The organism is Micromonospora sp. NPDC048930 (genome assembly GCF_043197935.1).
Taxonomy (GTDB): domain Bacteria; phylum Actinomycetota; class Actinomycetes; order Mycobacteriales; family Micromonosporaceae; genus Micromonospora.
The window spans coordinates 157,058-181,333 of the sequence record NZ_JBICUB010000013.1 but is presented as its reverse complement, the minus strand read 5'-3'; the positions used below and the strand labels follow the sequence as shown (position 1 = coordinate 181,333).

Sequence of the window (24,276 nt, the reverse complement as noted above, 5' to 3'; positions counted from 1 at the left end):
ACCAGCTCCTCGCGTGACGTCCGGACCGGTGCGGCCCGGGATCGCACCCCACAACATATTTGACGAGTCAACTATTCCGTCGTCGCCTGGCCGCCGAGTGGCCCGGCTCACCCGAGGTCGTGCGGGGGCCTCCGGGTCAACGCCGGACGCGCGGCACGTGCCGGCGGTAGGCGCTGACCGTCGGATCGCCGGCGACCCAGAACCGCCACGGCACGTCGTGCGCCCCGGTGACGCCGACCCGGGGACCGGCCGCGACGGCCGTCTCCGGAACCGGGGTGAGCGGCGGTCGCAGCCGGACCGGACCGTCGCCGAGCAGGTCCGCGCCGTAGACCGAGCGGTCGATGTCGAGCGCCGCGCAGAGCCGGGCCGGCCCACGGGCCAGGTCCACGTCCCGGCGTACGGCGGGTCGGCGGGCCCGGGCGAGGTCCAGGCCGTCGACCACCTCGCCGGCCCGCAGCAGCACCGCCGAGGCCTCGCCGTCCGGCCCGGTGACCACGTTGACGCACCAGTGCATGCCGTACGTGAAGTAGACGTAAGCGTGGCCGGCAGGACCGAACATCACCGTGTTGCGCGGGGTACGGCCCCGGTGGGCGTGCGACGCCGGGTCCCCGGCCGTGCCGGCGTACGCCTCGACCTCGGTGATCCGGACGGTGACGCCGTTGCCGGTGAGCCGGCAGCCGAGCAGTCCGCGGGCGGCGGGAACCACCGGGCCGGCGAGCAGGTCGGACAGGGTGGCGAGGTCGGTGCCGGTCACGAGAGAACCCTACCCGGCGGCGCGGGCGGTGGGCACGATCCGATGTCAATAGGATGTTGACAAGAGGTTGTTCAAGGCCCTTGAATGGAACGCATGGACACGCTGGACAACGACCCGTTCACCGCTCCGGACGCGGCCCAGGCCCGGGCGCACCGCAACTACGCGGCGCTGATGCGGATCGCGGAGCGGCACGCCGGCACGAACGCCCGGCGCCGGCGTTACGCCCACCCGGACGTCCCCGACGCGTACGAGGCGGCGACCCTGGTGATGGCCCTGGCCGGCGGGGCGGAGCTGGAGGCGGGCGAGGAGCCGGTCGACCAGGCCGATCTGATGGCCGCGCTGACCCTGATCCCGCATGTCCGCGCCGAGGTGGACGCGCTGGAGGCCGGCCTGTTGCAGGCGGCCCGCAGCCGGGGCATGACCTGGCAGGCGATCGCCTTCGGGCTGGGGCTGGGCAGCGCCCAGGCGGCCCGGCAGCGCTACGAGCGGCTGACCGTGCGCACCGGCACCGGGGACTGAGCCGGGCGCCGTGCGGCGGCCAGGCCGGCGGGCGGCCGGAGCGGCGTCGTCGAACCCGGTCCGCTCAGCCGGCCCGACCCGGCAGCCGGGACAGCCACTTCCGCTCCACCTCGGCGGACAGGTCCACGCCGTCCCGGCGGGCCAGCAGCAGCACGTGGCAGAGCACGTCGGCCAACTCCGCCCGGTACGCCGCCTCGCGCTCGTCCGCGGTGAGCCCCTTGTCCCGGGCCTGGCCGGAGCGCATCAGGTACGCCTGGGCGGCTCGCCGACCTCCTCCTAAGGCTTCAGCAGATACCAGGGGCCGCTGCGGTCGATGCCGTGCCACTGCGCGTACCGGTCGGAAACGGCGGCCACCTCCTCGGCGAGCCGGCGCAGGTCGGTGGTCACGCACGGCAGTATGCCAGTCACCGGGTTCGGCGTGGGTTGTCGGGCCGCGGGCCGAGATTGACCGGGCAACCGGCACGGGAGGATGCGATGACGCGCGAGGAGATGCTGGCGTACTGCCTTCAGAAACCGGGCGCCTGGCTGGACCGGCCCTGGGAGGGCGACGAGGTGGTCAAGGTGGGCAGCAGAATCTTCGCCTTCCTCGGCTCCGCCGAGGGCGAGGCCCGGGTGGGGGTGAAGTGCGGCCCGTCCCGGGAGATGGCCGACGAGTGGCTGCACCGCTTCCCGGCCGACGCCCGCCCCTCCCCCTACATCGGCCGGTCCGGCTGGAACACCCTGCGGCTGGACGGCGGAATCCCGGACGACGAGCTGATCGAGGCCGTCGAGGGGTCGTACGAGGCGGTGGTGGCGAAGCTGCCCAGGCGGGAACGCCCGACGACCTGACCGGTTTCGCCACCAGCCGGCACCAGGTACCCGTCGGGTGGGCCGCCCCACCGCCCCCACCGTCCTCACCCGACCGAGACCGGTCCGACCAGTGTGGTGACCGGTCTGGATCTTCGTGCCGGCACCTGCTAGATTTCTTTGGCATGTGCAGGTTCTCGCTATGACATCGCCCCCGCTCTCCGGGGACGAGCTGCTGCGGGTGCTGGCCGCACTGGCGAATCCACACCGGCTCCGGATCGTGGCCGCCCTGGCCGGGGCACCCGACTACGTCAGCCGGCTGGCCCGCGAGCTGGGGCTCAGTCGGGCGCTGCTGCAGCTGCACCTCAAAAAGCTGGAGGCGGCCGGGCTGGTCGCCGGCCGGCTCGAACTCTCCGACGACGGGAAGGCGATGAAGTTCTACGAGGTCACCCCATTCGCGATCGCGCTGACGCCGGAACTGGTGGCGGAGGCGACCGCATCGCTCACCACGCCGGGCTCGACGGGCGCGGTCGACGAGGGACAGGAGGCGCTGTGATGGACGGGCACGAGCTGGCGGAGGTGGCCGGCGCGATCGGCATCTTCGCGCTGGTAACCACAGTGATCGCCGTGGCGATCACCCAACTCGGAGCGACGTGGCGGGCCAAGGCCGCGCTCGCCCGGGAACAGGAGTACCGCACGCTCGCCGACACGGCGACGCGTGCCCAGGAGGAGACGGCGGCACGGCTGGCGGAGACCCGGGAGCAGCTCAGCGAGCTGACGTCGCGGATGACCTCGGTCGAGCGGGTGCTCAAGGAGGTCGAGTAGGCGGGATCAGGGCCCTGGGTCGTCGAGTTGCAGCTCGACGACCCAGGTAGGGGAACACCACCTCGCCCGCGGGCGAGTCTTCAGCGCAGTGTCCACCCACAGGAAGGACAACAGTTCGTCATGGGTAAACGCAAATCGGGGACGCCCGGTGGCCGGTCCGGGTCTCCGTTGGTGGAGCGGATCGTGCTCTGGTCCGTCCGGCACCGGGCCCTGGCCCTGGTCGGCTGGCTGGGGCTGATGGCCGCCGCACTGCTCGCCAGCAGCCTGGTCACGGGTCCGGGGGCGAGGCCCAGCGACCCCGGGGAGGCCGGGCGAGCCCGACGGGTGCTGGACGCGCAGCGAGCGTACGAGCCACCGGTGGAGAACGTGCTGGTCCAGGCGCGCGACGGCGGGCTCCCCTTCCGGTCCGACCGCCGGCTGCGGCAGGCCACCGAGGATCTGGTCGCCGCACTCGCCCAGGGTGGCGCCGTCACCGAGATCCGGTCCCCGCTGACCGACGCCGACCGGATCTCGGCGGACGGCCGCTCCGGCCTGGTGAGCTGGACGCTCGCCGGCCCTGCGGAGAGTTGGGACGACCACGACGACGCCGCGGTCCGCGCCGTCGACACGGTGGCCGCCCGTCACCCCGAGGTACGGCTGGCCCGAGCCGGGGACCGCAGCCTCGCGCGGGCGGTGGACCAGGGCGTCAAGGACGACTTCCAGGTGTCGCACAATCTGTCCCTGCCGCTGACCGTGCTGATTCTCGTGCTCGTCTTCGGCTCGCTGGTCGCGGCGGCGCTGCCCCTGGTGCTCACCCTGACCGCCACGGTGACCACGTTCGCGCTGCTTCAGGTGATCGACCACTGGCTGCCGATCAACAGCGCCACATCGGCGATCGTGCTGCTCATCGGCACCGCTGTCGGCGTCGACTACTGTCTCTTCCACCTGCGCCGGGTCCGCGAGGAACGCGCCGCCGGCACGAACCTCGCCGAGGCGCTGCGGCGTACCGCCGGCACCTCCGGCCCGGTGGTGGTGGTCTCCGGACTGATCGTGATGCTGTGCGTCAGCGGCCTGCTGCTGACCGGGATCGGCACGCTGCGGGGTGTGGCCCTGGGCACGTTCCTGGTCGTCGGGCTGGCGGTGCTGGGCTCGGTGACCGCGCTGCCCGCCCTGCTCGCGCTCCTCGGCGACCGGGTCGACCGACTCCGGGTGCCCTTCCTCGGTCGGCGGCGCACGACGCCGACCGACTCCCGCTTCTGGATCGCCACCGCGCGACGGGTGGTCCGCCGTCCGCTGCTCTGGGGTGGCCTCGCCACCGCCGCGCTGCTGGTGGCCGCCCTCCCCGCCCTGCGGATGCACCCGCAGGACGCGTCCGTGGTGGACAGCCTCCCCCGCAGCGTGCCGGCGGTGGACGCCGCGCTCCGCATGCAGGCGGCGTTCCCCGGGTCACCCACCCCGGCCCGGGTCGTGGCATGGCAGCGGGGCGGCGGCCCGGTCGACGCCGGCGCGGTCGACGCCGCCGTCGAGCAGCTGCGGTCGCAGGTCCGGCACAGCGGCGGGCTGCTCGCCGAACCGATCTCCACCGTTCGGGTGGACGACGTGGTGGTGATCCGGGTGCCCCTCGCCGGCTCCGGCACCGACCGGACATCGGAGCGGGCGCTGGCCCTGTTGCGGGACCGGGCGCTACCGGAGACGCTCGGTGGGCTCGACAGCGTGGACTACGCCGTGATGGGCCGGACGGCCTTCGCCCATGACTTCGTCCGGCAACTGGTCGACCGGGCGCCGCTGGTCCTCGGCGTCGTGCTGGTGCTCGCCGCCCTGCTGCTCGCCGCGGCGTTCCGCTCCCCCGCCGTGGCGGTGGTGTCGATCGGCCTCAACCTGCTCTCGATCGGCGCGGCGTACGGCGTGCTCACCTGGGTCTTCCAGGACGGGCATCTGGAGTCGGTGCTCGGTTTCACCTCGTACGGGGGTGTGGTGAGCTGGCTACCGCTGTTCATGTTCGTGCTGCTGTTCGGGCTGAGCATGGACTACCACGTGTTCATCCTCAGTCGAGTCCGGGAGCGCTGGGCGGCCGGCGCGGAGCCACGGCAGGCGGTCGTCGCGGGGGTGGGCGGCAGCTCCGGGGTGGTCACCAGCGCAGCCGTGATCATGACTGCGGTCTTCGGGGTCTTCCTCGCGCTCTCCGCGATCGAGTACAAGATGCTCGGCCTCGGCATGGCCGCCGCGATCGTGATCGACGCGACTGTGGTCCGCGGCGTGCTGCTGCCGGCGGCGCTCGCCGTGCTCGGCGATCGGGCCTGGGGCCGGCGGGCCCGGCCGGCCGTACCCGAGGGGGCCGGCGCGGACCGGACGCTGGTTTCCGCCGGATGAACGGACGCCCGCCGGCGGCCGGGGCGGCCACCGGCGGGCGCCGGCGTGGATCAGCGGGTCAGCGCGGCACGACCCGCTCGGCGGCCCAGTCCCGCCAGCCGACCAGCTTGTCCGCGGCGGTGGCGAGCTGGTCGGCCACCGGCCCGGGACCGGTGGAGCCGGGGGTGGTCCGGGCGGCGAGCGCCGACCGCACCGAGAGCACGTCCCGCACCGACGGGTCGAGGTGCGCGCTGACCGCGGCGAGGTCGTCGTCGGAGACCTCGTCGAGGGCGCAGTCCCGGGCCACGCAGAGCGCGACCAGCTTGCCGGTGATCTCGTGGGCGTCGCGGAACGGCACGCCCCGGCGGACCAGCCAGTCGGCCACCTCGGTGGCGAGGGAGTAGCCGACCGGCGCGGCGGCGACCAGGCGGTCGACGCGTACGGTCATCGTGGAGATCATCCCGGCGAGGGCCGGCAGCAGCAGCTCCAGGGTGTCGACCGCGTCGAAGGCCGGCTCCTTGTCCTCCTGCATGTCCCGGTCGTACGTCATCGGCAGGCCCTTGAGCATGGTGAGCACGCTCATCAGCCCGCCGACCAGGCGGCCGGACTTGCCCCGGGCCAGCTCGGCGATGTCCGCGTTCTTCTTCTGCGGCATGATCGACGACCCGGTGGCGAACGCGTCGTCCAGCTCGACCCAGCCGAACTCCTGCGACGTCCAGAGCACCACCTCCTCGCCGAGGCGGGACAGGTGCACCCCGATCATCGCGGTGACGAAGAGGAACTCGGCGACGAAGTCCCGGTCGGCCACCGCGTCCATCGAGTTGGCGAAGGACGTGCGGAAGCCCAACTCCTTGGAGACCGCCACCGGGTCCAGCGGCAGGCCCGAGCCGGCGAGCGCGCCCGCGCCGAGCGGGCTGATCGCGGCCCGGTGGTCCCAGTCGCGCAGCCGCTCGAGGTCGCGCAGCAGCGGCTGCACGTGGGCGAGCAGCCAGTGCCCGAAGGTGACCGGCTGGGCGTGCTGGAGGTGGGTCATGCCGGGGGCGGCGGTGTCCACGTGCCGCTCCGCCTGCTCGACCAGGGCCTCGGCCAGCTCGACCAGCCGGGCGGCCACGCCACGGGCGTGGTCGCGCAGGTAGAGCCGCAGGTCGGTGGCGACCTGGTCGTTGCGGGAGCGGCCGGCGCGCAGCTTGCCGCCGAGGCTGCCGAGCCGCTCCAGCAGGCCGCGCTCCAGCGCGGTGTGCACGTCCTCGTCGTCGACCGTGGGCCGGAACGCCCCGGAGGCGCAGGCCGCCTCCAGGTCGTCCAGCGCGGCCAGGATCTGCCCCAGCTCCTCCGGGTCGAGCAGGCCGGCGCCGGCCAGCACCCGGGCGTGCGCCCGGGAGCCGGCGATGTCGTACGGGGCGAGGCGCCAGTCGAACTGGACGCTCACCGACAGCCGGGCCAGGGCCTCGGAGGGGCCGCCGGCGAAGCGGCCTCCCCAGAGGCTCGTCCGGTTGGCGGCGGCGCTGTTCTCGGTCAGGCTCTTGTCGTCCACCCCACCCATTGTGGTGCTCACGATCAGGCGCCGCCGACCCGGGCGTCCCGCGCGGCCGCCAGCTTGCTGGGCAGGCCCCACAGCTGCACGAAGCCCTTGGCGAGGGACTGGTCGAAGGTGTCGCCGGTGTCGTAGGTGGCCATGCCGAAGTCGTAGAGGCTGGCCTCGGAGCGCCGGCCGGTGACGGTGGCCCGGCCGCCGTGCAGGGTGAGCCGGATCTCGCCGGAGACGTGCTGCTGGGCGTCGTCGATGAAGGCGTCCAGGGACTTCTTCAGCGGCGAGAACCAGAGGCCGTCGTAGACCAGCTCGCCCCAGCGCTGGTCGACACCGCGCTTGAACCGGGCCAGGTCCCGCTCGATGGTGACCGCCTCCAGCTCCTGGTGGGCGGTGATCAGGGCGATCGCGCCAGGGGCCTCGTACACCTCGCGGCTCTTGATGCCGACCAGGCGGTCCTCGACCATGTCGAGCCGGCCGACCCCCTGGGCGCCGGCGCGCCGGTTGAGCTCCAGGATCGCCTGGTACGGGGTGACGGTCTCGCCGTCGATGGCGACCGGCACGCCGGCGTCGAAGGTGATGACCACCTCGTCGGCGTCCCGGGGCTCGGCCGGGTCGGCCGTGTACGAGTAGAGGTCCTCGATCGGGCCGTTCCAGATGTCCTCGAGGAAACCGGTCTCGACGGCGCGGCCCCACAGGTTCTGGTCGATCGAGTACGGCGACTTGGCCGAGACGTCGATCGGCAGGCCCTTCTCCTCGGCGAAGGCGATCGCCTTGTCCCGGGTCCAGGCGAAGTCCCGGGCCGGGGCGATGATCTTCAGGTCGGGGGCGAGCGCGCCCAGGCCCACCTCGAAGCGGACCTGGTCGTTGCCCTTGCCGGTGCAGCCGTGCGACACGATCGTGCCGCCGTGCTTCTTCGCCGCCGCCACCAGGTGCTTGACGATCAGCGGCCGGGACAGCGCCGAGACCAGCGGGTAGCGGTCCATGTAGAGGGCGTTGGCCCGGATGGCCGGCAGGCAGTAGTCGGCGGCGAACTCGTCGCGCGCGTCGACCACCTCCGACTCGACCGCGCCGCAGTCCAGCGCGCGCTGCCGGATGACGTTCATGTCCTCGCCGCCCTGGCCGAGGTCGACCGCGACCGCGACCACCTCGGCGCCGGTCTGCTCGGCCAGGTAGGGAATGGCGACGGAGGTGTCGAGACCCCCGGAGTACGCCAGGACGACCCGCTCGGTCATGGTGTGGTGCTCCCTTCAACGTTCTCTTCCCGGCGGGCCCACGCGGCGAGCTTGTCGCCCAACGCGGCGCCGCCGTCGGCCTCGCGGGCCACGACGAGGATGGTGTCGTCGCCGGCGATGGTGCCGACGATCTCGGACAGGCCCGCTCGGTCCAACGCGCTGGCCAGGTAGTGGGCTGCGCCCGGCGGGGTGCGCAGCACGGCGATGTTGCCGCTGGAGTCGACCCCGTTGAGCAGCTCGCGCAGCAGCCGGACGAGCCGGGCCGGGGCGGCCTCGGCCTCGCGCAGCGGCCGGTGGCCGTCCTCGGGGATCAGGTAGACGCCCCGCCCGTCGCCGCCGCGCGCGGTGACCGCCCCGAGCTCCTTGAGGTCCCGGGAGAGGGTGGCCTGGGTGACCTGGATGCCGTCGGTGGCGAGCAGGTCGGCCAGCTCGGTCTGCGAGTGGATGGCCTTGTCGCGGATCAGCTCGACGATGCGGGCGTGCCGCGCGGCGCGGGTCAGCGGGGCGGTCATGGCTGAGCCTCCTTGGTCGCGACTGCGGGGCTCGCCAGCTCACTCCTCGCGCTCCCGGATGCCGCCAGGAGAAACGTCAGCAGCGCCTTCTGGGCGTGCAGGCGATTCTCCGCCTGGTCGAAGACGGCGCTGCGCGACCCGTCGAGCACCTCGTCGGTGATCTCCTCACCCCGGTGCGCCGGCAGGCAGTGCAGCACGATCACGTCCGGCGCGGCGTGGCCGAGCAGCGCGTCGTTGACCTGGTACGGCAGGAACGGGGTGATCCGGTCGAGGCCGTCGGACTCCTGCCCCATGGAGGTCCAGGTGTCGGTGGCGACCACGTCGGCGGCGCGGACCGCCTCGACCGGGTCGGTGAGCACCCGGACCGAACCGCCGGTGCCGACGGCGATCTTCTCGGCCCGGGCCACGATGTCGGGGTCGGGCTGGAAGCCGACCGGCCCGGCGACCCGGACGTGCATTCCGGCGGCCGCCCCGGCCAGCAGGTAGGAGTGCGCCATGTTGTTCGCCGCGTCCCCGACGTACGCCAGGGTGCGCCCGGCGGTGCCGCCGCACCGCTCCCGGACGGTGAGCAGGTCGGCCAGCAGCTGGCAGGGGTGGTACGTGTCGGTCAGCGCGTTGATCACCGGCACGGTGGCGTGCGCGGCGACCTCGGCGATCCGGTCGTCCCCGTGGGTGCGCAGCACGATCGCCGCGACGTAGCGGGAGAGCACCCGGCCGGCGTCGGCCAGGGTCTCGCCCCGCCCGAAGTGGGTGACCTGGGTGTCCACCACGAGCGGGTGGCCGCCCAGCTCGGCGATGCCGGCGTCGAACGAGATCCGGGTCCGCAGGCTCTGCTTGTCGAAGAGCACCGCCACCGACTTCGGCCCGGCGAGGGGCTTCTGGGCGAACCGGTCGGCCTTCATCCGGGCGGCGAGGTCGAGGACCGCGGACTGCTCGGCGGGCGACAGGTCGTCGTCGCGCAGGAAGTGCCGGATCATGCGGGGACCTCCGTCGGGCGGGCGGCGTCGAGGGCGGCAGGGAGGGCGGCCAGGAAGCCGTCGACCTGCTCGGCGCTGAGGATCAGCGGCGGGGCGAGCCGGATCACGCCGGGCTGCACCGGGTTGACCAGGAAACCCGCGTCGCGCAGCGCGGTCGCCACCGCGCCGGAGACCGGCTGGTCGAGCACGACGCCGAGCAGCAGGCCGGCGCCGCGTACCTCGGTGACGAGCGGGTGGCCGAGCGCCTCGATCCCCCGCCGCAGCCGCTCGCCGATCCGCTTGACGTGGTCGAGCAGCCCCTCGTTGGCAATGGTGGCGACCACCGCGAGGGCAGCGGCGCAGCTGACCGGGTTGCCGCCGAAGGTGGTGCCGTGCGAACCCGGGCCGAGCAGGTCGGCGGCCCGCCCGAAGGCCAGGCAGGCGCCGATCGGCAGGCCGCCGCCGAGCCCCTTGGCCAGGGTGACCAGGTCCGGCTCGACGCCCTCGGCCTGGTGGGCGAACCAGTGCCCGGTGCGGCCGATCCCGGTCTGCACCTCGTCGAGCACCAGCAGGGCACCGTGCGCGGCGGTGACCCGCCGGGCCTCGGCGAGGTAGCCGGGCGGCGGGACGACGATGCCGTTCTCCCCCTGGATCGGCTCTATGATCACCATGGCGGTGGCGTCGGTGACCGCCTCCGCCAGTGCGGCGGCGTCGCCGTACGGCACGTGGGTGACCTCGCCGGGCAGCGGCCGGAACGGGTCGGCCTTGGCCGGCTGGCCGGTGAGCGCCAGGGCGCCCATGGTCCGGCCGTGGAAGCCGCCCTGGGTGGCGACCACGTGGGTGCGGCCGGTGAGCCGGGAGAGCTTGAACGCGGCCTCGTTCGCCTCCGCGCCGGAGTTGGCGAAGAAGACCCGGCCGGGGCGGCCGGCGAGGGCCAGCAGCAGTTCGGCGAGGGCCACCGGCGGCTCGGCGACGAACAGGTTGGAGACGTGTCCGAGGGTCGCGACCTGCCTGGAGACGGCGGCCACCACGGCCGGGTGGGCGTGGCCGAGGGCGTTGACCGCGATGCCGCCGAGCAGGTCGACGTACTCCCGGCCGGCCTCGTCGACCACCACGGCGCCGGCGCCGGAGACCAGGGCCAGCGGCGGGGTGCCGTAGTTGTCCATCATGGCGGCGCCCCAGCGCTCCACCAGCGTGCTCATGACGCGATCACCATCGTTCCGAACCCTTCCGAGGTGAAGACCTCGAGCAGCGTGGAGTGGGCGACCCGGCCGTCGACGACGTGCGCGGCGGGCACTCCCCCGCGCACCGCCCGCAGGCAGGCCTCCATCTTCGGGACCATCCCCGACTCCAGGGACGGCAGCAGCTTCGCCAGCTCGTCGGTGGTGATCTCGCTGACCAGGCTGGACGTGTCGGGCCAGTCGGCGTACAGGCCGGGGACGTCGGTGAGGACGACCAGCTTGCGGGCCGCCAGCGCGACGGCGAGCGCGGCGGCGGCGGTGTCCGCGTTGAGGTTGTGCAGCACCCCGTCGGCGTCCGGCGCGACGGTGGAGATCACCGGGATCCGGCCGGCCGCGATCAGGTCGGTCACCGCGGAGACGTCCACCGACTCCACGTCGCCGACCTGCCCGACGTCGACCGGCTCCCCGTCCACGTACGCCGGGCGGCGCACCGCGGTGAACAGGCCGGCGTCCTCGCCGGAGAGACCGACCGCGAACGGGCCGTGCGCGTTGATCAGCCCGACCAGCTCCCGGCCGACCTGCCCGACCAGCACCATCCGGACGACGTCCATCGCCTCCGGGGTGGTGACCCGCAGGCCGCCCTTGAACTCGCTGGCGATGCCGAGCCGGCCCAGCATGGCGGAGATCTGCGGCCCGCCGCCGTGCACCACGACCGGCTTGAGGCCGGCGTACCGGAGGAAGACCATGTCGGCGGCGAAGGCGCGCTGGAGCTCGGGGTCGACCATGGCGTTGCCGCCGTACTTGACCACGACGGTGGCGCCGGAGAAGCGGGCCAGCCAGGGCAGGGCCTCGATCAGCGTCTCGGCCTTGGCCTGGGCCCGGGTGAGGTCGGCGGCGCGGCTCATGTGGAGTACGCCGAGTTCTCGTGGACGTACGCGTGCGACAGGTCGTTCGTCCAGATGGCCGCCGCGGCGTCGCCGGCGTGCAGGTCGATCCGGATGGTGACGTCCCGGCCGGCGAGGTCCACCTTGGACCGGTCCTCGGCGGCGGCCCCGCCCCGGCACACCCAGACCCCGTTGACCGCGACGTCCACCCCGTCCGGCTCGAACGCGGCGGCGGTGGTACCGACGGCGGCGAGGATCCGCCCCCAGTTCGGGTCGTTGCCGAACAGCGCGGTCTTGACCAGGTTGTTCCGGGCCACCGAGCGGCCGACCTCGACCGCGTCGTCCTCGTTCGCGGCGCCGACCACCTCGATGGCGATCTGCTTGGTGGCGCCCTCGGCGTCGGCGATCAGCTGCTGGGCCAGGTCGTGGCAGGCGGCGGTCACCGCGGCGGTCAGCTCGGCCTCGGTGGGCTCGATGCCGGAGGCGCCGCTGGCCAGCAGCAGCACCGTGTCGTTGGTGGACATGCAGCCGTCGGAGTCGATCCGGTCGAAGGTGACCCGGGTGGCGGCGCGCAGCGCGGCGTCCAGGGTCTCCGGCCCGGCCACCGCGTCGGTGGTGAGCACGCAGAGCATGGTGGCCATCGCCGGGGCGAGCATGCCGGCGCCCTTGGCCATGCCGCCGACGGTCCAGCCGCTGCCCCTGGCCACCGTGGTCTTCGACCGGGTGTCCGTGGTCATGATCGCCTCGGCGGCCGGCTGCCCACCGTCGCGCGAGAGCCGGCGCACGGCACTGCCCACGCCGGAGAGCAGGGCGGGCATGGGGAGGCGCTCGCCGATCAGGCCGGTGGAGCAGACCGCGACCTCGCCGGCGCCGACCATCAGCCGGGGGCTGCTGCCGGTGAGCGCGGCGGCGGTGTGCTCGGCGGTGGCGTGGGTGTCCTGGAAGCCGGCCGGGCCGGTGCAGGCGTTCGCCCCGCCGGAGTTGAGCACCACGGCACGGACCACGCCGCCCCGCACGACCTGCTGGGTCCAGAGCACCGGGGCGGCCTTGACCCGGTTGGCGGTGAACACGCCGGCGATCCCGGCGTCGGGGCCGTCGTTGACGACGAGGGCGACGTCGGCGGCGCCGCTGGCCTTGAGCCCGGCGGCCACGCCGGCCGCCCGGAAGCCCCGGGGGGTGGTGACACTCATGGGGCCACTCCAAACGCGGAGAGTCCGGTGGTCTCGGGGAGGTCGAACATCAGGTTGGCGTTCTGCACGGCCTGGCCGGCCGCGCCCTTGCCCAGGTTGTCGATGGCGCTGACCACGATCACCCGGCCGGAGTCGACGTCGACGGCGGCCTGGAGGTGGCAGGAGTTCGAGCCGGCGGTGGCGGCGGTGTGCGGCCACGCCCCCTCGGGCAGCAGGTGCACGAACGGCGCGTCCGCGTACGCCCGCGCCAGCACCTCGCGCGGGTCCGCGTCGCCGGTCGGGACGGCGGTGATGGTGGCCAGGATGCCCCGCGGCATGGGGGCGAGCACCGGGGTGAAGGAGAGGCTGGTCGCCCCGGTGGCCTGCTTGATCTCCGGCACGTGCTGGTGCGCGCCGACCTTGTAGGGAGACAGGTCCCCCATCACCTCGCTGCCCAGCAGGTGGGCCTTGCCGGCCCGGCCGGCGCCGGAGGTGCCGGAGGCGGCGACCACCACCACGTCGGTGGGGCGGACCACGCCGGCGGTGATCAGCGGGGCGAGGGCGAGCGTGGTGGCGACCGCGTAGCAGCCGGTGTTGGCGACCCGGGTGGCCGCGGCGATCGCGGCCCGGTGGCCGGGCAGCTCGGGCAGGCCGTAGGTCCAGGCGCCGGCGTGCGGGCCGCCGTAGTAGCGGGCCCAGGCGTCCGCGTCGCGCAGCCGGTGGTCGGCGCCGAGGTCGACCACCTTGACGGTGGCGGGGAGGTCCGCCGCCAGGGCCGCCGACTGGCCGTGCGGCAGGGCCAGGAAGACCAGGTCCGCGTCGGCCAGGGTGGCCGGGTCGGTCGCCCCGAACACCAGGTCCAGCCCGGCGAGCTGCGGGTGCACGGCGGTGACGGGCTGGCCGGCCGAGGAGTGGGCGGTGGCGGCGACCAGGTCGAACTCGGGGTGACCGGCGAGCAGCCGCAGCAGCTCGCCGCCGGCGTATCCGCTGGCCCCGGCGACCGCGACTCGGATGCCCATACTCACCTCCGCATGACTATGCAGAGAAGGCTAGCAGCGATGATCGCCGAGTGCAAGTTCATGCAGCCCACTGCATGAACTTGGAGCCCTGCCGCCCGCGGGGCGCATGCCCGCCCCTCACCGGCGTGGCACCTCGGGCGGCGGGGACATCCGCCTCGGGTACATCCGCCAGGAGAGCACGTTCGACGTGGCGACGCCGGCCAGCACCGCGGCGGCGGCCACGGCGACCAGCAGCGGCGGGAGCGCGATGCTCAGCGGGGCCAGGACGACGAGCGCCAGCACGCCGATCGGCCGCGACCAGGAGACCCGGCTGAACGTGGCGTAGTCGAGCATCGCGCGGCCGACCAGGAACAGCGCCGGGCCGCCGAGAATCACCACGATCCGCGACAGCTGCGCCTCGCCGAGGGGTTGCGTGATGATCAGCCGGTCGCCCACGGCGCTGACCGCGACGCCGATCACCATGACCAGGTGCGCGTACGACGCGAGTTCACCGACGAAGGCCGGCGCCCGGGACGCCGCGATGGCGGCGGGGAGCAACTCGCCCGCCCGGTAGTAGTAGATCTGCCAGAGCAGCACGGTGATCACGAACGCCACCAGCAACGCGGCCGTTCGGACGCGCTCGAAACCGTACGGGCTGATCTGGATGCCGGAGGTCAGGATGGTCTCGCCGAAGGCGATGATGAGCACCTGCCGGTAGCGCTCCGTCAGGTGCTCCTCGGCGATCGCGTGACCCCGGAGTCCCGCGCGCCCCAGCCAGGGCGTCGGGAAGTCGAGCACTCCAGCGGCGTAGTCGATCAGGACCGCCACGCTCCACAACACCAGTCGGGGGCCGTCGGCCGCGAAGATCCCGGCGATCCACGGCACCGCCGAGATGCCGAACCAGAATAGGATCCGGATGCTGACCCCGCGCGCGTAACCGTCCCCGCCGAACAGGACGAGCCAGACGTGCCGGAGCATCTGGACGGCGACGTAGACCCCCGCGAAGACGGCCCCGTACGCCTCGAAGGCCGCCGGCAACGCGGCGGCCATCAACAGGGCGCCGAGCATGGTCACGATGACCATGACCTGGACCATCGGGCGCGTGGGGTCGTACCGGTTGGCCGTCCAGGCCATCCGGTACCAGAGCCACCACAGGGCCAGGGTCAGCACCAGCGACGAGTAGAACCCGCGCCAGTCCAGGTGCTCGACCAGGCGGTCGGAGAGCCGGGTGAGGGCGAAGACGAGCACCACGTCGAAGAGCAGTTCGACGAAACCGGCCCGCTGCGGGGGCTGACGGCTCCCCGGCAGCTCAGCCGCCTCATCCTGCCTAACCATGTGGCTTTGCCCTAATTTCGCCCCGTTCGATCCAGTATCCCACGGCAGCGGGCAGGGGGCGTCCGGTCGGGAGATTCGACCGGCGCCGACGGGTGGTCAGGGCCGTGGCGGGCGGAGCCGGCCCTGTCCGGTGGGCCCGGACCGGATCAACGGCCGTCGTGTACCTCCTGCGGTGCGGGCGCGACGGCGTCGATCCGGCCCCATCGGCCTGGGATGTCGAACAGTTCGAGCCGGCCGAACCGCCTGGACAGCGCCGGCGCCACGACCAGGTCGTCCCCGTACGGCTCCAGGCCGAGCAGGACCCGGAGCAGCAGCAGCGGCGCCCCGGTGGACCCGGCGGCCGGGCTGTTCGCCGTGGGGTACGGGACGGGATGGCGGGTCAGCTCCCGGTCGTAGCCGCCGAAGGCCTCCGGCAGCCGGCCGTCGAAGTACCGGGCCGCCTCGATGATGCTCTCGGCGATCCGCCCGGCCTCCTCGGCGAAGCCGTAGCGGCGCAGGCCCCAGGCGATGAAGGAGTTGTCGCAGGGCCAGACGGTGCCGACGTGGTACCCCAGTGGGTTGTACCGCCCCTCCCCCATGGCCAGCGTGCGCACCCCCCAACCGGAGAAGAGCCGCGGGCCGAGCAGGTGCTCGACGATCCGCTTCGCGCGGGACTCCGGCACGATGCCGCTCCCGAGCAGCTGGCCCATGTTGGAGGCGAGCGCGTCCACCTGGTTTCCGTCGCGATCGAGGGCGAGCGCGTAGTACTCGCCGTCGGCGATCCAGAAGTCCCGGTTGAACCGCTCCTTGAGCTCGGCCGCCTCCCGTTCCAGCCGGTCGGCGTACGCGGGATCATTCCAGAACTCCCGCGCCAGGCGCGCCCCGCGGATCTTCGCGTCGTACGCGTAGCCCTGCAGCTCACAGGTGGCCCGAGGCAGCCCGGGCAGCCGCCCGTCCCGGTAGGAGATGGAGTTCTCCGCCTCCTTCCAGCACTGGTTCACCACTCCGCTCGTCTCGTTGCGGCGCTGGTACCAGACGTACCCGTTGCCCATGATGTCGCCGTACTCGTCGATCCAGTGCAGCGCCGCTCGGGCCTCCTCCTCGAACTCCCGGACCAGGGCGACGTCCCCGGTCCAGCGCTCGTACTCGTCGAGCAGGATCACGTAGAGCGGGGTGAGGTCGGCCGCGCCGTAGTACGGGGACTGCGGCCGCTCCTCGAACGCGGTCCGCTCGCCGTAGCGGAACTCGCGCAGGATCTTCCCGGGTTCCTCGTCGCGGAAGTCATCCAGCGCCGCGCCCTGGTCGATCCCGAGCATGCGCACCGTCGCGGCGGCCAGGCTCGGGGTGAAGGGCAGCGACTGCAGGCTGGTGAGGATGCTGTCCCGGCCGAGGAGGCCGGCGGCCCACGGCAGGCCACCGGAGGGCATCGCCTGGTCGGGGAGCGTCAGTGGCGAGAACCGCAACGCGGCGAGGTCGGTCAGACTGCATTGGTACGCCGTGGTCATCGTGTCCCAGTCGCAGGTCAGCTTCGGCGCCTCCGCGAGCCACCGCTCGAGGTCGCGTTCGAGCTGCGGCCCGGTCCGTTGGCGACGGCGGTCCAGGCGCTCCCGGACGTCCTCCCCGTCCGGACGCAGCACCAGACCACGGACGTGCAGCATCGTGCTCCACGATCCGTGCGGCCCGACCCGGACGTGGTAGGTGAATCCCTCCTCGTCGATCTCGGCCGGCTCGGTGCTGGAGATGACCGTCTCGCGCTGGAACTTCTCCCGCTGGTAGCCGAGGCGCAGGCGCCCGTCCTCGACCCGTCGGTAGATCCGGCCGATCGGCGCTCGTTGCTCCCGGACCGTGCCGCGCGGGGAGAAGTCGCTGCCCGCGTCCAGGCGGACGGTGAAGTCGCTGGCCTCCTCGCGGTGGTTGAGGATGGTCAGCCGCTCCTCGAAGCTGCCCGCCACCGTCCGTTCCCGGATCACCGACACCTTGGCGTCCACGTACTGGGTCGGCTCACCCGGGACCAGGAAGAAGCGGACGCTGAAGTAGTGCGGGTGGTCGATGGCCAGCGGGTTCAACCGTTCGCCGTTGACCGTCAACCGCCACAGCGACAGGAAGCGGGTGTCGAAGGAGAAGTACCCGCGCGGCGTCCCCGGGTCGGTTTCGATGTCCCCGCGGTGGTCGCTCAGGACGAAGATGTTGCCGTCGAGGATGCGGACCGGTTCCGCCGTCATGCCGGCCCCCGGTCGACGCGGGACAGGGTCCGCGGGTGGCGTGCCCCCGGGGACGCCGGAAAGAACCGCTCCAGCAGCACGAGGAACCGGAACTTCCCCTCGCTCGTGATGTCGTTCCGCAACCACGCGGACAGCGGCTTCGCCTCACCGCGCGCCATCCGCTCGAAGAACTCGAGGTCCGTACGGACGACGGTGTCGGCCTCGCGGTCCTCCCGCGAGACCCGGACCTCACCGTTGACGACGGTGACCAGCCAGTGGTCGGTCCGGCCCTCGTGCTCGAGGTCGAAGCGGATCGTGCCGCTGGTCTTCCGCAGCAGGCGCTCCCCGCCGCGGCGGTCGAGTTCGGCGAAGAACTTCTCGGTCGTAGCGGACACACCACCACCTCCGGCGAATTGACGGGCCCACAGGCAGCGTCACCCGGTACCTGGTCCGGTGGCATCACCCGGATCGGGTGGTCCTGCCGGCGGAGCACGTGGGCGGGGCGAACTTCACCCGGTCAGGGTGATGCGGGCACGCCGTGCCCGGGGTCATGGTGAGTCGGTCAGCGGTTTGAGGGGAGACCGATGTCCGATCCCACGGCCGAGTTCTTCGCCGGACTTGGTCGTCGCGGCCACGAACCCCTGCTGGAAGGGGTGACCGGGACGATCCGCTTCGACCTCGAGCACGAGCACGGAATCGACCGGTGGTTCGTGCTGATCGACCAGGGCGACCTGCACGTCTCGCGGGAGGAGCGCGAGGCCGGCTGCGTGTGGCGCACCAGCCGCACGCTCTTCGACCGCTTCGCCAGCGGAGAGCAGTACGTGTATGCGGCGTGGGCCCGAAACGCGCTGCGGGTCGAGGGCGACGTGGTCCTGGGCTACGTCTTCCTGCGGGTCCTGCCGGGACCGCCCGACGCGCACCACCCGCGGGCATTCGCCGGCGAGGGGAGTCGATCGGCATGACCGCCAACCTCGTCCGGCAGCTGGACGGCAACACGTTCGTGCTCAGCGAGGCCAGCGGCGACATCGACGCGTCGCCGGCCAAGCCCACCGGGCTGTTCTCGTTCGACACCCGGTTCCTGTCGAAATGGATCCTGAGCATCGACGGCAACCGGCTCAACCCCCTCACCATCGATGACATTCAGTACTACGAAACCCGGTTCTTCCTCGTCCCGGGCACTCCGACGCCCTTCGTCGACACCGGCATCTCGGTCATCCGGGAACGCGCGATCGCCGGCAGCTTCCACGAACGGCTGACGGTGATCAACCACGAGGCGGAACCGGTGAACGTGCAGGTCCGGATCGAGGTCGGCAGTGACTTCGCCGACCTGTTCGAGGTCAAGGACGTGCGGCGCAAGAAGGGCGCGCACTACACCCTGGTCGAGGACGGGCGCCTCCGTATCGGTTACCAGCGGGAGTCGTTCCGCCGGGAGACCACCGTCTCCACCACCGTCCCCGCCCGGGTCGACGAGGGTGGACTGACGTACGACGTCCGGATCGAGCCGCATGGCCACTGGCTGACCGACCTGCACGTGCAGACCCTGGGCGTGGACGGGCGTGATCTGCGGGAGAGCCTCCAGGGCCGGCCCGGCCGGATCCGGCACGAGATGCAGGGTGATCTGGATCGGTGGCTCGCCGACGCGCCCCGGCTCGCCTGTGACTCCGCGACCCTGACCAGGACGTACCGGCGTAGCCTGGTCGACCTCGCCGCGCTGCGGTTCGCGCCGCTGACCGGCGGCGGTCGGACCCTGCCGGCGGCCGGTCTGCCGTGGTTCATGGCCATCTTCGGCCGGGACAGCATCCTCACCAGCCTGCAGGCGCTGCCCTTCGCACCAGGACTCGCCGCGACGACGCTGCAACTGCTGGCGCTCACGCAGGGCGTCGTCCTCGACGACTTCCGGGAGGAGGAACCGGGCAAGATCATGCACGAGCTGCGGTACGGGGAGTCGACCGGCTTCCGGGAGCAGCCGCACTCGCCGTACTACGGCACGGCGGACGCCACGCCCCTGTTCGTGATCCTGCTCGACGAGTACGAACGCTGGACCGGCGACGCCGGGGCGGTGCGGTCCTACGAGCGCGCCGCGCGCCGCGCCCTGCACTGGATCGACGAGTACGCCGACATCATGGGCAACGGCTACATCTGGTACCGGCGCCGCAACGAGCACGTCGGGCTGGAGAACCAGTGCTGGAAGGACTCCCCCGATGCCATCTGCTACCGGGACGGCCGGCTGCCCGCCGCGCCCCGGGCCACCTGTGAGCTGCAGGGCTACGCGTACGACGCCAAGCGGCGCGGGGCGCGCCTGGCGCGGGAGTTCTGGGGCGACCCCGCGTACGCCGACCGGCTGGAGCGGGAGGCCGCCGAGCTGAAGGATCGGTTCAACCGGGACTTCTGGGTCGCCGACGGCGAGTACTACGCGCTCGCCCTCGACCGCGACGGAAACCAGGTCGACGCGCTCTCCTCCAACACCGGCCACCTGCTCTGGAGCGGCATCGTGCCGGAGTCCCGCGCGAAGAAGGTCGCCGAACACCTGCTCGGCCCGCGGCTCTTCTCCGGCTGGGGCGTCCGGACCCTCGCCACCGGGCAGGGACGGTACAACCCGATCGGGTACCACGTCGGCACCGTCTGGCCCTTCGACAACTCGTTCATCGCCTGGGGGCTGCGCCGCTACGGCTTCACCGAGGAGGCCGCCCGCATCGCCGCGGGAATCATCGACGCGTCCGAGTGCTTCGACGGCCGGCTGCCGGAGGCCTTCGGGGGATACGACCGGGAGCTGACCCGGTATCCCGTGCAGTACCCGACCGCGTGCAGCCCGCAGGCCTGGTCGACCGGGGCTCCCCTGCTGCTGCTGCGGACCATGCTCGGCATGGAGCCACGCGGCGAGCACCTGGTGGTCAGGCCCGCGGTGCCGAGCCAGATCGGCCGGATCGAACTGCTGCGCGTCCCCGGGCGGTGGGGCCGTGCCGACGCCTTCGGGCGCGGACGCCTCGGCTGACGCCGGGCAGCGCGCAGTGGCCGGAGGTTCAGGAAGGGCGCCGCCGAGAATGCTGCGGCGGTCCAGGACAGCCCGTCCGTCATCGCGGGCAGCCTGGCTCCGCTCATCGCGGTCGCCCTGTTGGCCCGCTACGGGTCGGCCACACCGATCTCGATCTACCTCGCCGGCTCGGCGATCATCACGATCATCGCGGTGCTGCTGTCCCGCGAGACGAGGCAGCGCGAGCTGTCGGCGGACATCGGCGTCGACCGGCGCGGGCTGCGCGGCGCGGGTGCCTGACGGGAGGGCCTGGGCAGGTGGTGCCCAGACCCTCCCGACCGGTCAGGCGCCGCGCAGGGTGGCGCCGAAGCGCTCCGCCGCGAGCGCGACCGCCGCGTCCCGGGCGGCCACCGCCTCCTCGACGGTCAGCGTCCGGTCCGGGGCCCGGAAGGTGAGCTTGTACGCCAGCGACCTGCGCCCCGCGCCGAGCTGTTCCGAGGCGTACACGTCGAAGAGCCGGACGCTCTCGAGCAGCTCGCCGGCCCCCTCGACGAGGGTTCGCTCCACCTCGGCGGCCGGGACCGACTCGTCCAGCACCAGCGCCACGTCGATCAGCGCGGGCGGGAAGGTGGAGATGGCCGGCCCGGCCACCAGCGGCGCGGCGGGCAGGGCATCCAGGTTCAGCTCCATCACGCTGGTCCGGCGGGGCAGCTCCAGCGTCGCCACCACCACCGGGTGCAGCTCGCCCGCGTAGCCGACGGTGGTGTCGTCCACCCGCAACTCGGCGCAGCGGCCGGGGTGCCAGGGCGCCCGCTCGGCGGCCCGGACGGTGACCCGGTCGGCCGGGATGCCGGCGGCGGCCAGCACCATCCGGCCGGCCTCGACGGCGTCCGCCCAGCCGCCCGCCCGGCCCGCACCCCACCAGCCGGTCGGCTCCATCTCGCCGGCGAGGGCCACCGCGACGTGCCGCGGCTGGTCCGGCACCACCGCGTCGGCGCGGGCGAACTCCTCGTCGGTGGGCCGCCGGTCCACTCCCATCGCCGGCGGGGCGCCGGCGCCCGGACGCGGGTGGAACACCGTGCCGATCTCGTAGATCGCCACGTCGCGCTGGCCCCGGCCGATGTTGCGCTTGAGGATGCCCAGCAGCGGGCCGAGCAGCGTGGTCCGCAGCAGCGGCTCCTCCTCGGACAGCGGGTTGGCCACCCGGACCGCCGCCCGACGCGGGTCGTCGGCGGGCAGGCCGAGCTGGTCGGCGAGGTCGGCGGAGACGAACGGGTGGGCGAGGACCTCGACGTACCCGCGCTCGGCGAGCGAGCGGGCGACCGCCCGCCGGCGCACCTGCTGCCAGGTGAGGCCCCGGCCGGCCGGCGCGGTGGGCAGCTTCGACGGCACCCGGTCGTACCCGTCGAGGCGGACCACCTCCTCGACCAGGTCCGCCGGGTCGGTGAGGTCGGGCCGCCAGGTCGGCGGCGTCACGCTGAGCACGTACCCGCCGCCGGGGGCGGCCACCCCGACCTCGCCCGGGTCCTCGCCGAGCCGGTCGGTGCCCCGGGTGACCGTGCAGCCGACCTGCTCCAGCAGCTCGACCACCCGCTCCGGGGCGTACGCCACCCCGACCCGCCGCGACGGCAGGTCCGCCGGCAGGGTGATCGGGGTACGCGGCCGGACATGGTCGAGGTCGAGGATCTCGTCGCCGACCGTGCCGCCGGCGTGCTCGGTGAGCAGCCGTACCGCCTTCTCCAGCGCGACCAGCGGGAGGGCCGGGTCGACGCCCCGCTCCCAGCGCTTGGCCGCCTCGCTGAACAGCTTGTGCCGCCGGGCGGTGCGGCCCACCATCGCCGGGTCCCAGTGCGCCGCCTCGAAGAGCACGTTCGTGGTGGAGGCCACCACCTCGCTGGTCTCGCCGCCCATCACCGCCGCCAGCGAGATCGGCCCGGTGTCGTCGCAGATCACCATGTCCTCGGCGACCAGGGTGCGGGCCACCCCGTCCAGGGTGGTCAGCTTCTCCCCCGGCTCGGCGCGGCGGACCACCAGCGGGCCGCTGATCCGGTCGGCGTCGAAGGCGTGCATCGGCTGGCCGAGTTCGAGCATCAGGTAGTTGGTGATGTCGACCGGCAGCGAGATGCTGCGGATGCCGGCCACGGTGAGTCGCCGGGCCATCCAGCCGGGGGTTTCCGCGGTCGGGTCGACGCCCCGGACCATCCGCGCGGCGAACCGGTCGCAGCCGACGGTGTCCCGCACCTCCACCGGGTACGCCGGCTCGGCGGTCGCGCCGGGCGCCGGCATCGCGGCCGGGTCGCGGAACGGCACGCCGAGGGCGTGCGACAGCTCGCGGGCGATGCCCCGCACGCTGAGCGCGTACCCGCGGTCCGGGGTGATCTCCATCTCGACCACGACGTCGTCGAGGCCGACCACCGGGCGGGCGTCGTCGCCGGGCTTGGCCGGGGTGTCCTCGGGCAGCACGATGATGCCCGAGTGGTCGTCGCCCAGACCCAGCTCCTTGGCGGAGGTGATCATGCCGGCGGAGGTGCGCCCGTACGTCTTGCGCGCGCCGATGGCGAAGTTGCCGGGCAGCACGCCGCCGGGGAGGATCACCACCACCTTGTCGCCGGGGGCGAAGTTGCGCGCCCCGCAGACGATCTCCTGCGGCTCCCCGGTGCCGTTGGCGGCCCCGACGTCCACCCGGCAGAACCGGATCGGCTTCTTGAAGCCGGTCAGCTCCTCGATCTCCAGGACCTCACCCACCACCAGCGGACCGGTCACGGTCTCCCGCAGGTCCACGATGGACTCGACCTCGATGCCGAGATCGACCAGCGCCTGCTCCAGGTCGCTGGCGGGCAGGTCGGCGGGGAGGTCGACGTACTCCCGCAGCCAACTGACAGAAACTCGCATGACTGTTAAACCACCGTCTCCGTAACTCGTGCCCGCACCGTCAGACCCCGAACGCGCGGGTGAACCGCACGTCGCCCTCGGCCATGTCCCGCATGTCGCTGACCCCGTGCCGGAACATCACGGTCCGGTCGATGCCCATGCCGAACGCGAATCCGGAGTAGACCTCCGGGTCGATGCCGCAGGCGCGCAGCACCCGCGGGTTGACCATGCCGCAGCCGCCCCACTCGACCCACTGCGGACCGTTCCGGTGCTCGGGGAACCAGACGTCGAACTCGGCCGACGGCTCGGTGAACGGGAAGTAGTGCGGCCGGAACCGGGTCTTCGCGCCCTCGCCGAACATGGCCCGGGCGAAGTGGTCCAGCGTGCCGCGCAGGTGCGCCATGGTGATGCCCTTGTCCACCACCAGCCCCTCGACCTGATGGAAGACCGGCGCGTGGGTGGCGTCCAGCTCGTCGGTGCGGTAGACCCGGCCCGGCACGACCACGTAGATCGGCGGCTTGCGGGACAGCATGGTGCGCGCCTGCACCGGCGAGGTGTGGGTGCGCAGCACCAGACCGGAGCTCTCCGCGCCCGGCGGCGGGGCGATGTGGAAGGTGTCCATCAGGCCGCGCGCCGGGTGGTCGGCGGGGATGTTCAACGCGTCGAAGTTGGCCCACTCCAGCTCGACCTCGGGGCCCTCGGCGATCTCGTAGCCCATCCCGATGAACAGGTCGCTGATCTGCTCCATCAGGGTGCTCAGCGGGTGGCGGGCGCCGCGCGGCCGGCGGTCGTACGGCAGGGTCACGTCGACCCGCTCCTCGACCAGCACCCGCTCGGCCCGCTCCCGCTCCAGGGTCTCCTGCCGGGCGGCGTACGCGGTCTCGATGGCGCGGCGGGCCTCGTTGACCCGCTTGCCGGCGTCGGCCTTGGCGGCCGGCGGCAGCGCGCCGATCTCCCGGCGGGCCAGCGAGACCGGGGCGCGGTCCCCGAGGTGCGCGGGGCGCAGCGCGGTCAGCGCGTCCGGGTCGGCGGCGGCGGCGAACGCCTTCTCGGCGTCGGCGACGGCGCCGGCCAGGGCGTCCGGGTCGAGCAGGGCGACCTGCTTCGGGTCGTACGGATCGTTGCGGTAGCTCATGGTGAACGGGCACTCCCTCACGGCGGCGCCGGCCCTCACGGGCGGCTAGGCGAGTCTACGGACGCGCGGCTTCGCCGCAGCCCGCCGGTGGGAGTTACGCAGGGGGGAG

At 73.1% G+C, this 24,276-nt stretch carries 22 protein-coding genes and 1 pseudogene; 8 read left to right on the top strand and 15 right to left on the bottom strand.

Annotated features, from left to right (window positions below; genetic code table 11):
• Positions 1-136: 136 nt before the first annotated feature.
• Positions 137-754 (bottom strand): DNA-3-methyladenine glycosylase, encoded by a 618-nt coding sequence (locus ACGFI9_RS28795; RefSeq protein ID WP_393182788.1) that lies wholly within the window; start codon positions 752-754, stop codon positions 137-139.
• Positions 755-847: 93 nt separating this feature from the next.
• Between ACGFI9_RS28795 and ACGFI9_RS28790 the strand changes: the two genes are divergently transcribed.
• Entirely contained in the window at positions 848-1,273 is a 426-nt protein-coding gene (locus tag ACGFI9_RS28790; RefSeq protein ID WP_393182786.1) for a DNA-binding protein, read from the top strand.
• 64 nt (positions 1,274-1,337) lie between these two features.
• Here ACGFI9_RS28790 and ACGFI9_RS28785 read toward each other — a convergent pair whose 3' ends face one another.
• Positions 1,338-1,517, bottom strand: a complete 180-nt coding sequence (locus ACGFI9_RS28785; protein WP_393182784.1) for a hypothetical protein — start codon at positions 1,515-1,517, stop codon at positions 1,338-1,340.
• A gap of 230 nt (positions 1,518-1,747) precedes the next feature.
• Here ACGFI9_RS28785 and ACGFI9_RS28780 point away from each other — a divergent pair, with 230 nt between their 5' ends.
• The 4 genes from ACGFI9_RS28780 (at position 1,748) to ACGFI9_RS28765 (ending at position 5,233) form a co-directional block, all read left to right on the top strand.
• Complete coding sequence (locus ACGFI9_RS28780; protein ID WP_393182782.1) at positions 1,748-2,101, top strand: MmcQ/YjbR family DNA-binding protein; 354 nt, start codon at positions 1,748-1,750, stop codon at positions 2,099-2,101.
• Positions 2,102-2,261: 160 nt separating this feature from the next.
• Positions 2,262-2,615, top strand: a complete 354-nt coding sequence (locus tag ACGFI9_RS28775; RefSeq protein ID WP_393182780.1) for an ArsR/SmtB family transcription factor — start codon at positions 2,262-2,264, stop codon at positions 2,613-2,615.
• Positions 2,615-2,884 (top strand): hypothetical protein, encoded by a 270-nt coding sequence (locus ACGFI9_RS28770; RefSeq protein WP_393182779.1) that lies wholly within the window; start codon positions 2,615-2,617, stop codon positions 2,882-2,884. The genes ACGFI9_RS28775 and ACGFI9_RS28770 overlap by 1 nt, the downstream gene beginning before the upstream one ends.
• A 183-nt stretch (positions 2,885-3,067) precedes the next feature.
• Positions 3,068-5,233, top strand: coding sequence for an MMPL family transporter (locus tag ACGFI9_RS28765; protein WP_393182777.1), 2,166 nt, complete (start codon positions 3,068-3,070; stop codon positions 5,231-5,233).
• 58 nt (positions 5,234-5,291) lie between these two features.
• On the opposite strand, the gene argH is transcribed toward ACGFI9_RS28765, so the two are convergent.
• The 11 genes and pseudogenes from argH to ACGFI9_RS28710 all read right to left on the bottom strand — a co-directional run bounded on the left by argH (position 5,292) and on the right by ACGFI9_RS28710 (position 17,585).
• Positions 5,292-6,755: an argininosuccinate lyase gene (gene argH / locus ACGFI9_RS28760; protein WP_393182834.1), complete on the bottom strand. Its 1,464-nt coding sequence runs from the start codon at positions 6,753-6,755 to the stop codon at positions 5,292-5,294.
• A gap of 14 nt (positions 6,756-6,769) precedes the next feature.
• Positions 6,770-7,975: an argininosuccinate synthase gene (locus ACGFI9_RS28755; RefSeq protein ID WP_393182775.1), complete on the bottom strand. Its 1,206-nt coding sequence runs from the start codon at positions 7,973-7,975 to the stop codon at positions 6,770-6,772.
• Positions 7,972-8,487: an arginine repressor gene (locus ACGFI9_RS28750; protein WP_393182774.1), complete on the bottom strand. Its 516-nt coding sequence runs from the start codon at positions 8,485-8,487 to the stop codon at positions 7,972-7,974. Before ACGFI9_RS28750 ends, ACGFI9_RS28755 begins: the two co-directional genes overlap by 4 nt.
• Positions 8,484-9,461: an ornithine carbamoyltransferase gene (gene argF / locus ACGFI9_RS28745; RefSeq protein ID WP_393182832.1), complete on the bottom strand. Its 978-nt coding sequence runs from the start codon at positions 9,459-9,461 to the stop codon at positions 8,484-8,486. The genes ACGFI9_RS28750 and argF overlap by 4 nt, the downstream gene beginning before the upstream one ends.
• Positions 9,391-10,645, bottom strand: a pseudogene (locus ACGFI9_RS28740) (acetylornithine transaminase); the annotation flags it as partial. The gene argF and the pseudogene ACGFI9_RS28740, both read right to left, overlap by 71 nt.
• Positions 10,642-11,529, bottom strand: coding sequence for an acetylglutamate kinase (argB, locus tag ACGFI9_RS28735; RefSeq protein WP_393182772.1), 888 nt, complete (start codon positions 11,527-11,529; stop codon positions 10,642-10,644). The gene argB and the pseudogene ACGFI9_RS28740, both read right to left, overlap by 4 nt.
• Complete coding sequence (gene argJ / locus ACGFI9_RS28730) at positions 11,526-12,698, bottom strand: bifunctional glutamate N-acetyltransferase/amino-acid acetyltransferase ArgJ (RefSeq protein ID WP_393182771.1); 1,173 nt, start codon at positions 12,696-12,698, stop codon at positions 11,526-11,528. Before argJ ends, argB begins: the two co-directional genes overlap by 4 nt.
• Entirely contained in the window at positions 12,695-13,696 is a 1,002-nt protein-coding gene (gene argC, locus ACGFI9_RS28725; RefSeq protein WP_393182769.1) for an N-acetyl-gamma-glutamyl-phosphate reductase, read from the bottom strand. The genes argJ and argC overlap by 4 nt, the downstream gene beginning before the upstream one ends.
• Before the next feature lie 117 nt (positions 13,697-13,813).
• Positions 13,814-15,010, bottom strand: coding sequence for a low temperature requirement protein A (locus tag ACGFI9_RS28720; RefSeq protein ID WP_393182768.1), 1,197 nt, complete (start codon positions 15,008-15,010; stop codon positions 13,814-13,816).
• A gap of 146 nt (positions 15,011-15,156) precedes the next feature.
• Entirely contained in the window at positions 15,157-17,211 is a 2,055-nt protein-coding gene (locus tag ACGFI9_RS28715) for a glycogen debranching N-terminal domain-containing protein (RefSeq protein ID WP_393182766.1), read from the bottom strand.
• Complete coding sequence (locus ACGFI9_RS28710) at positions 17,208-17,585, bottom strand: SCP2 sterol-binding domain-containing protein (protein ID WP_393182764.1); 378 nt, start codon at positions 17,583-17,585, stop codon at positions 17,208-17,210. Before ACGFI9_RS28710 ends, ACGFI9_RS28715 begins: the two co-directional genes overlap by 4 nt.
• Before the next feature lie 189 nt (positions 17,586-17,774).
• On the opposite strand from ACGFI9_RS28710, the gene ACGFI9_RS28705 reads away from it, so the two are divergent.
• The 3 genes from ACGFI9_RS28705 to ACGFI9_RS28695 all read left to right on the top strand — a co-directional run bounded on the left by ACGFI9_RS28705 (position 17,775) and on the right by ACGFI9_RS28695 (position 20,461).
• Positions 17,775-18,152, top strand: coding sequence for an SCP2 sterol-binding domain-containing protein (locus ACGFI9_RS28705; protein WP_393182762.1), 378 nt, complete (start codon positions 17,775-17,777; stop codon positions 18,150-18,152).
• Positions 18,149-20,182 (top strand): glycogen debranching N-terminal domain-containing protein, encoded by a 2,034-nt coding sequence (locus ACGFI9_RS28700; RefSeq protein ID WP_393182760.1) that lies wholly within the window; start codon positions 18,149-18,151, stop codon positions 20,180-20,182. The genes ACGFI9_RS28705 and ACGFI9_RS28700 overlap by 4 nt, the downstream gene beginning before the upstream one ends.
• A gap of 120 nt (positions 20,183-20,302) precedes the next feature.
• Positions 20,303-20,461: a hypothetical protein gene (locus ACGFI9_RS28695; protein ID WP_393182759.1), complete on the top strand. Its 159-nt coding sequence runs from the start codon at positions 20,303-20,305 to the stop codon at positions 20,459-20,461.
• Positions 20,462-20,503: 42 nt separating this feature from the next.
• Here ACGFI9_RS28695 and pheT read toward each other — a convergent pair whose 3' ends face one another.
• Positions 20,504-23,053 carry a phenylalanine--tRNA ligase subunit beta gene (gene pheT, locus ACGFI9_RS28690; RefSeq protein ID WP_393182757.1) on the bottom strand — a complete coding sequence of 850 codons (2,550 nt, stop codon included), beginning with the start codon at positions 23,051-23,053 and terminating at the stop codon, positions 20,504-20,506.
• A 40-nt stretch (positions 23,054-23,093) separates the two neighbouring features.
• Positions 23,094-24,167, bottom strand: a complete 1,074-nt coding sequence (gene pheS / locus ACGFI9_RS28685; protein WP_393182756.1) for a phenylalanine--tRNA ligase subunit alpha — start codon at positions 24,165-24,167, stop codon at positions 23,094-23,096.
• Between the last annotated feature and the right edge of the window lie 109 nt (positions 24,168-24,276).

What these genes read in the sequence shown, in the direction of transcription:
- ACGFI9_RS28790 (WP_393182786.1), top strand. Translation starts at nt 848, where the DNA reads ATGGACACGCTGGACAACGACCCGTTCACCGCTCCGGACGCGGCCCAG.
- ACGFI9_RS28785 (WP_393182784.1), bottom strand. Translation starts at nt 1,517, where the DNA reads ATGCGCTCCGGCCAGGCCCGGGACAAGGGGCTCACCGCGGACGAGCGC.
- ACGFI9_RS28780 (WP_393182782.1), top strand. Translation starts at nt 1,748, where the DNA reads ATGACGCGCGAGGAGATGCTGGCGTACTGCCTTCAGAAACCGGGCGCC.
- ACGFI9_RS28775 (WP_393182780.1), top strand. Translation starts at nt 2,262, where the DNA reads ATGACATCGCCCCCGCTCTCCGGGGACGAGCTGCTGCGGGTGCTGGCC.
- ACGFI9_RS28770 (WP_393182779.1), top strand. Translation starts at nt 2,615, where the DNA reads ATGGACGGGCACGAGCTGGCGGAGGTGGCCGGCGCGATCGGCATCTTC.
- argH (WP_393182834.1), bottom strand. Translation starts at nt 6,755, where the DNA reads ATGGGTGGGGTGGACGACAAGAGCCTGACCGAGAACAGCGCCGCCGCC.
- ACGFI9_RS28755 (WP_393182775.1), bottom strand. Translation starts at nt 7,975, where the DNA reads ATGACCGAGCGGGTCGTCCTGGCGTACTCCGGGGGTCTCGACACCTCC.
- ACGFI9_RS28750 (WP_393182774.1), bottom strand. Translation starts at nt 8,487, where the DNA reads ATGACCGCCCCGCTGACCCGCGCCGCGCGGCACGCCCGCATCGTCGAG.
- argB (WP_393182772.1), bottom strand. Translation starts at nt 11,529, where the DNA reads ATGAGCCGCGCCGCCGACCTCACCCGGGCCCAGGCCAAGGCCGAGACG.
- argJ (WP_393182771.1), bottom strand. Translation starts at nt 12,698, where the DNA reads ATGAGTGTCACCACCCCCCGGGGCTTCCGGGCGGCCGGCGTGGCCGCC.
- argC (WP_393182769.1), bottom strand. Translation starts at nt 13,696, where the DNA reads ATGGGCATCCGAGTCGCGGTCGCCGGGGCCAGCGGATACGCCGGCGGC.
- ACGFI9_RS28720 (WP_393182768.1), bottom strand. Translation starts at nt 15,010, where the DNA reads ATGGTTAGGCAGGATGAGGCGGCTGAGCTGCCGGGGAGCCGTCAGCCC.
- ACGFI9_RS28715 (WP_393182766.1), bottom strand. Translation starts at nt 17,211, where the DNA reads ATGACGGCGGAACCGGTCCGCATCCTCGACGGCAACATCTTCGTCCTG.
- ACGFI9_RS28705 (WP_393182762.1), top strand. Translation starts at nt 17,775, where the DNA reads ATGTCCGATCCCACGGCCGAGTTCTTCGCCGGACTTGGTCGTCGCGGC.
- ACGFI9_RS28700 (WP_393182760.1), top strand. Translation starts at nt 18,149, where the DNA reads ATGACCGCCAACCTCGTCCGGCAGCTGGACGGCAACACGTTCGTGCTC.
- pheT (WP_393182757.1), bottom strand. Translation starts at nt 23,053, where the DNA reads ATGCGAGTTTCTGTCAGTTGGCTGCGGGAGTACGTCGACCTCCCCGCC.
- pheS (WP_393182756.1), bottom strand. Translation starts at nt 24,167, where the DNA reads ATGAGCTACCGCAACGATCCGTACGACCCGAAGCAGGTCGCCCTGCTC.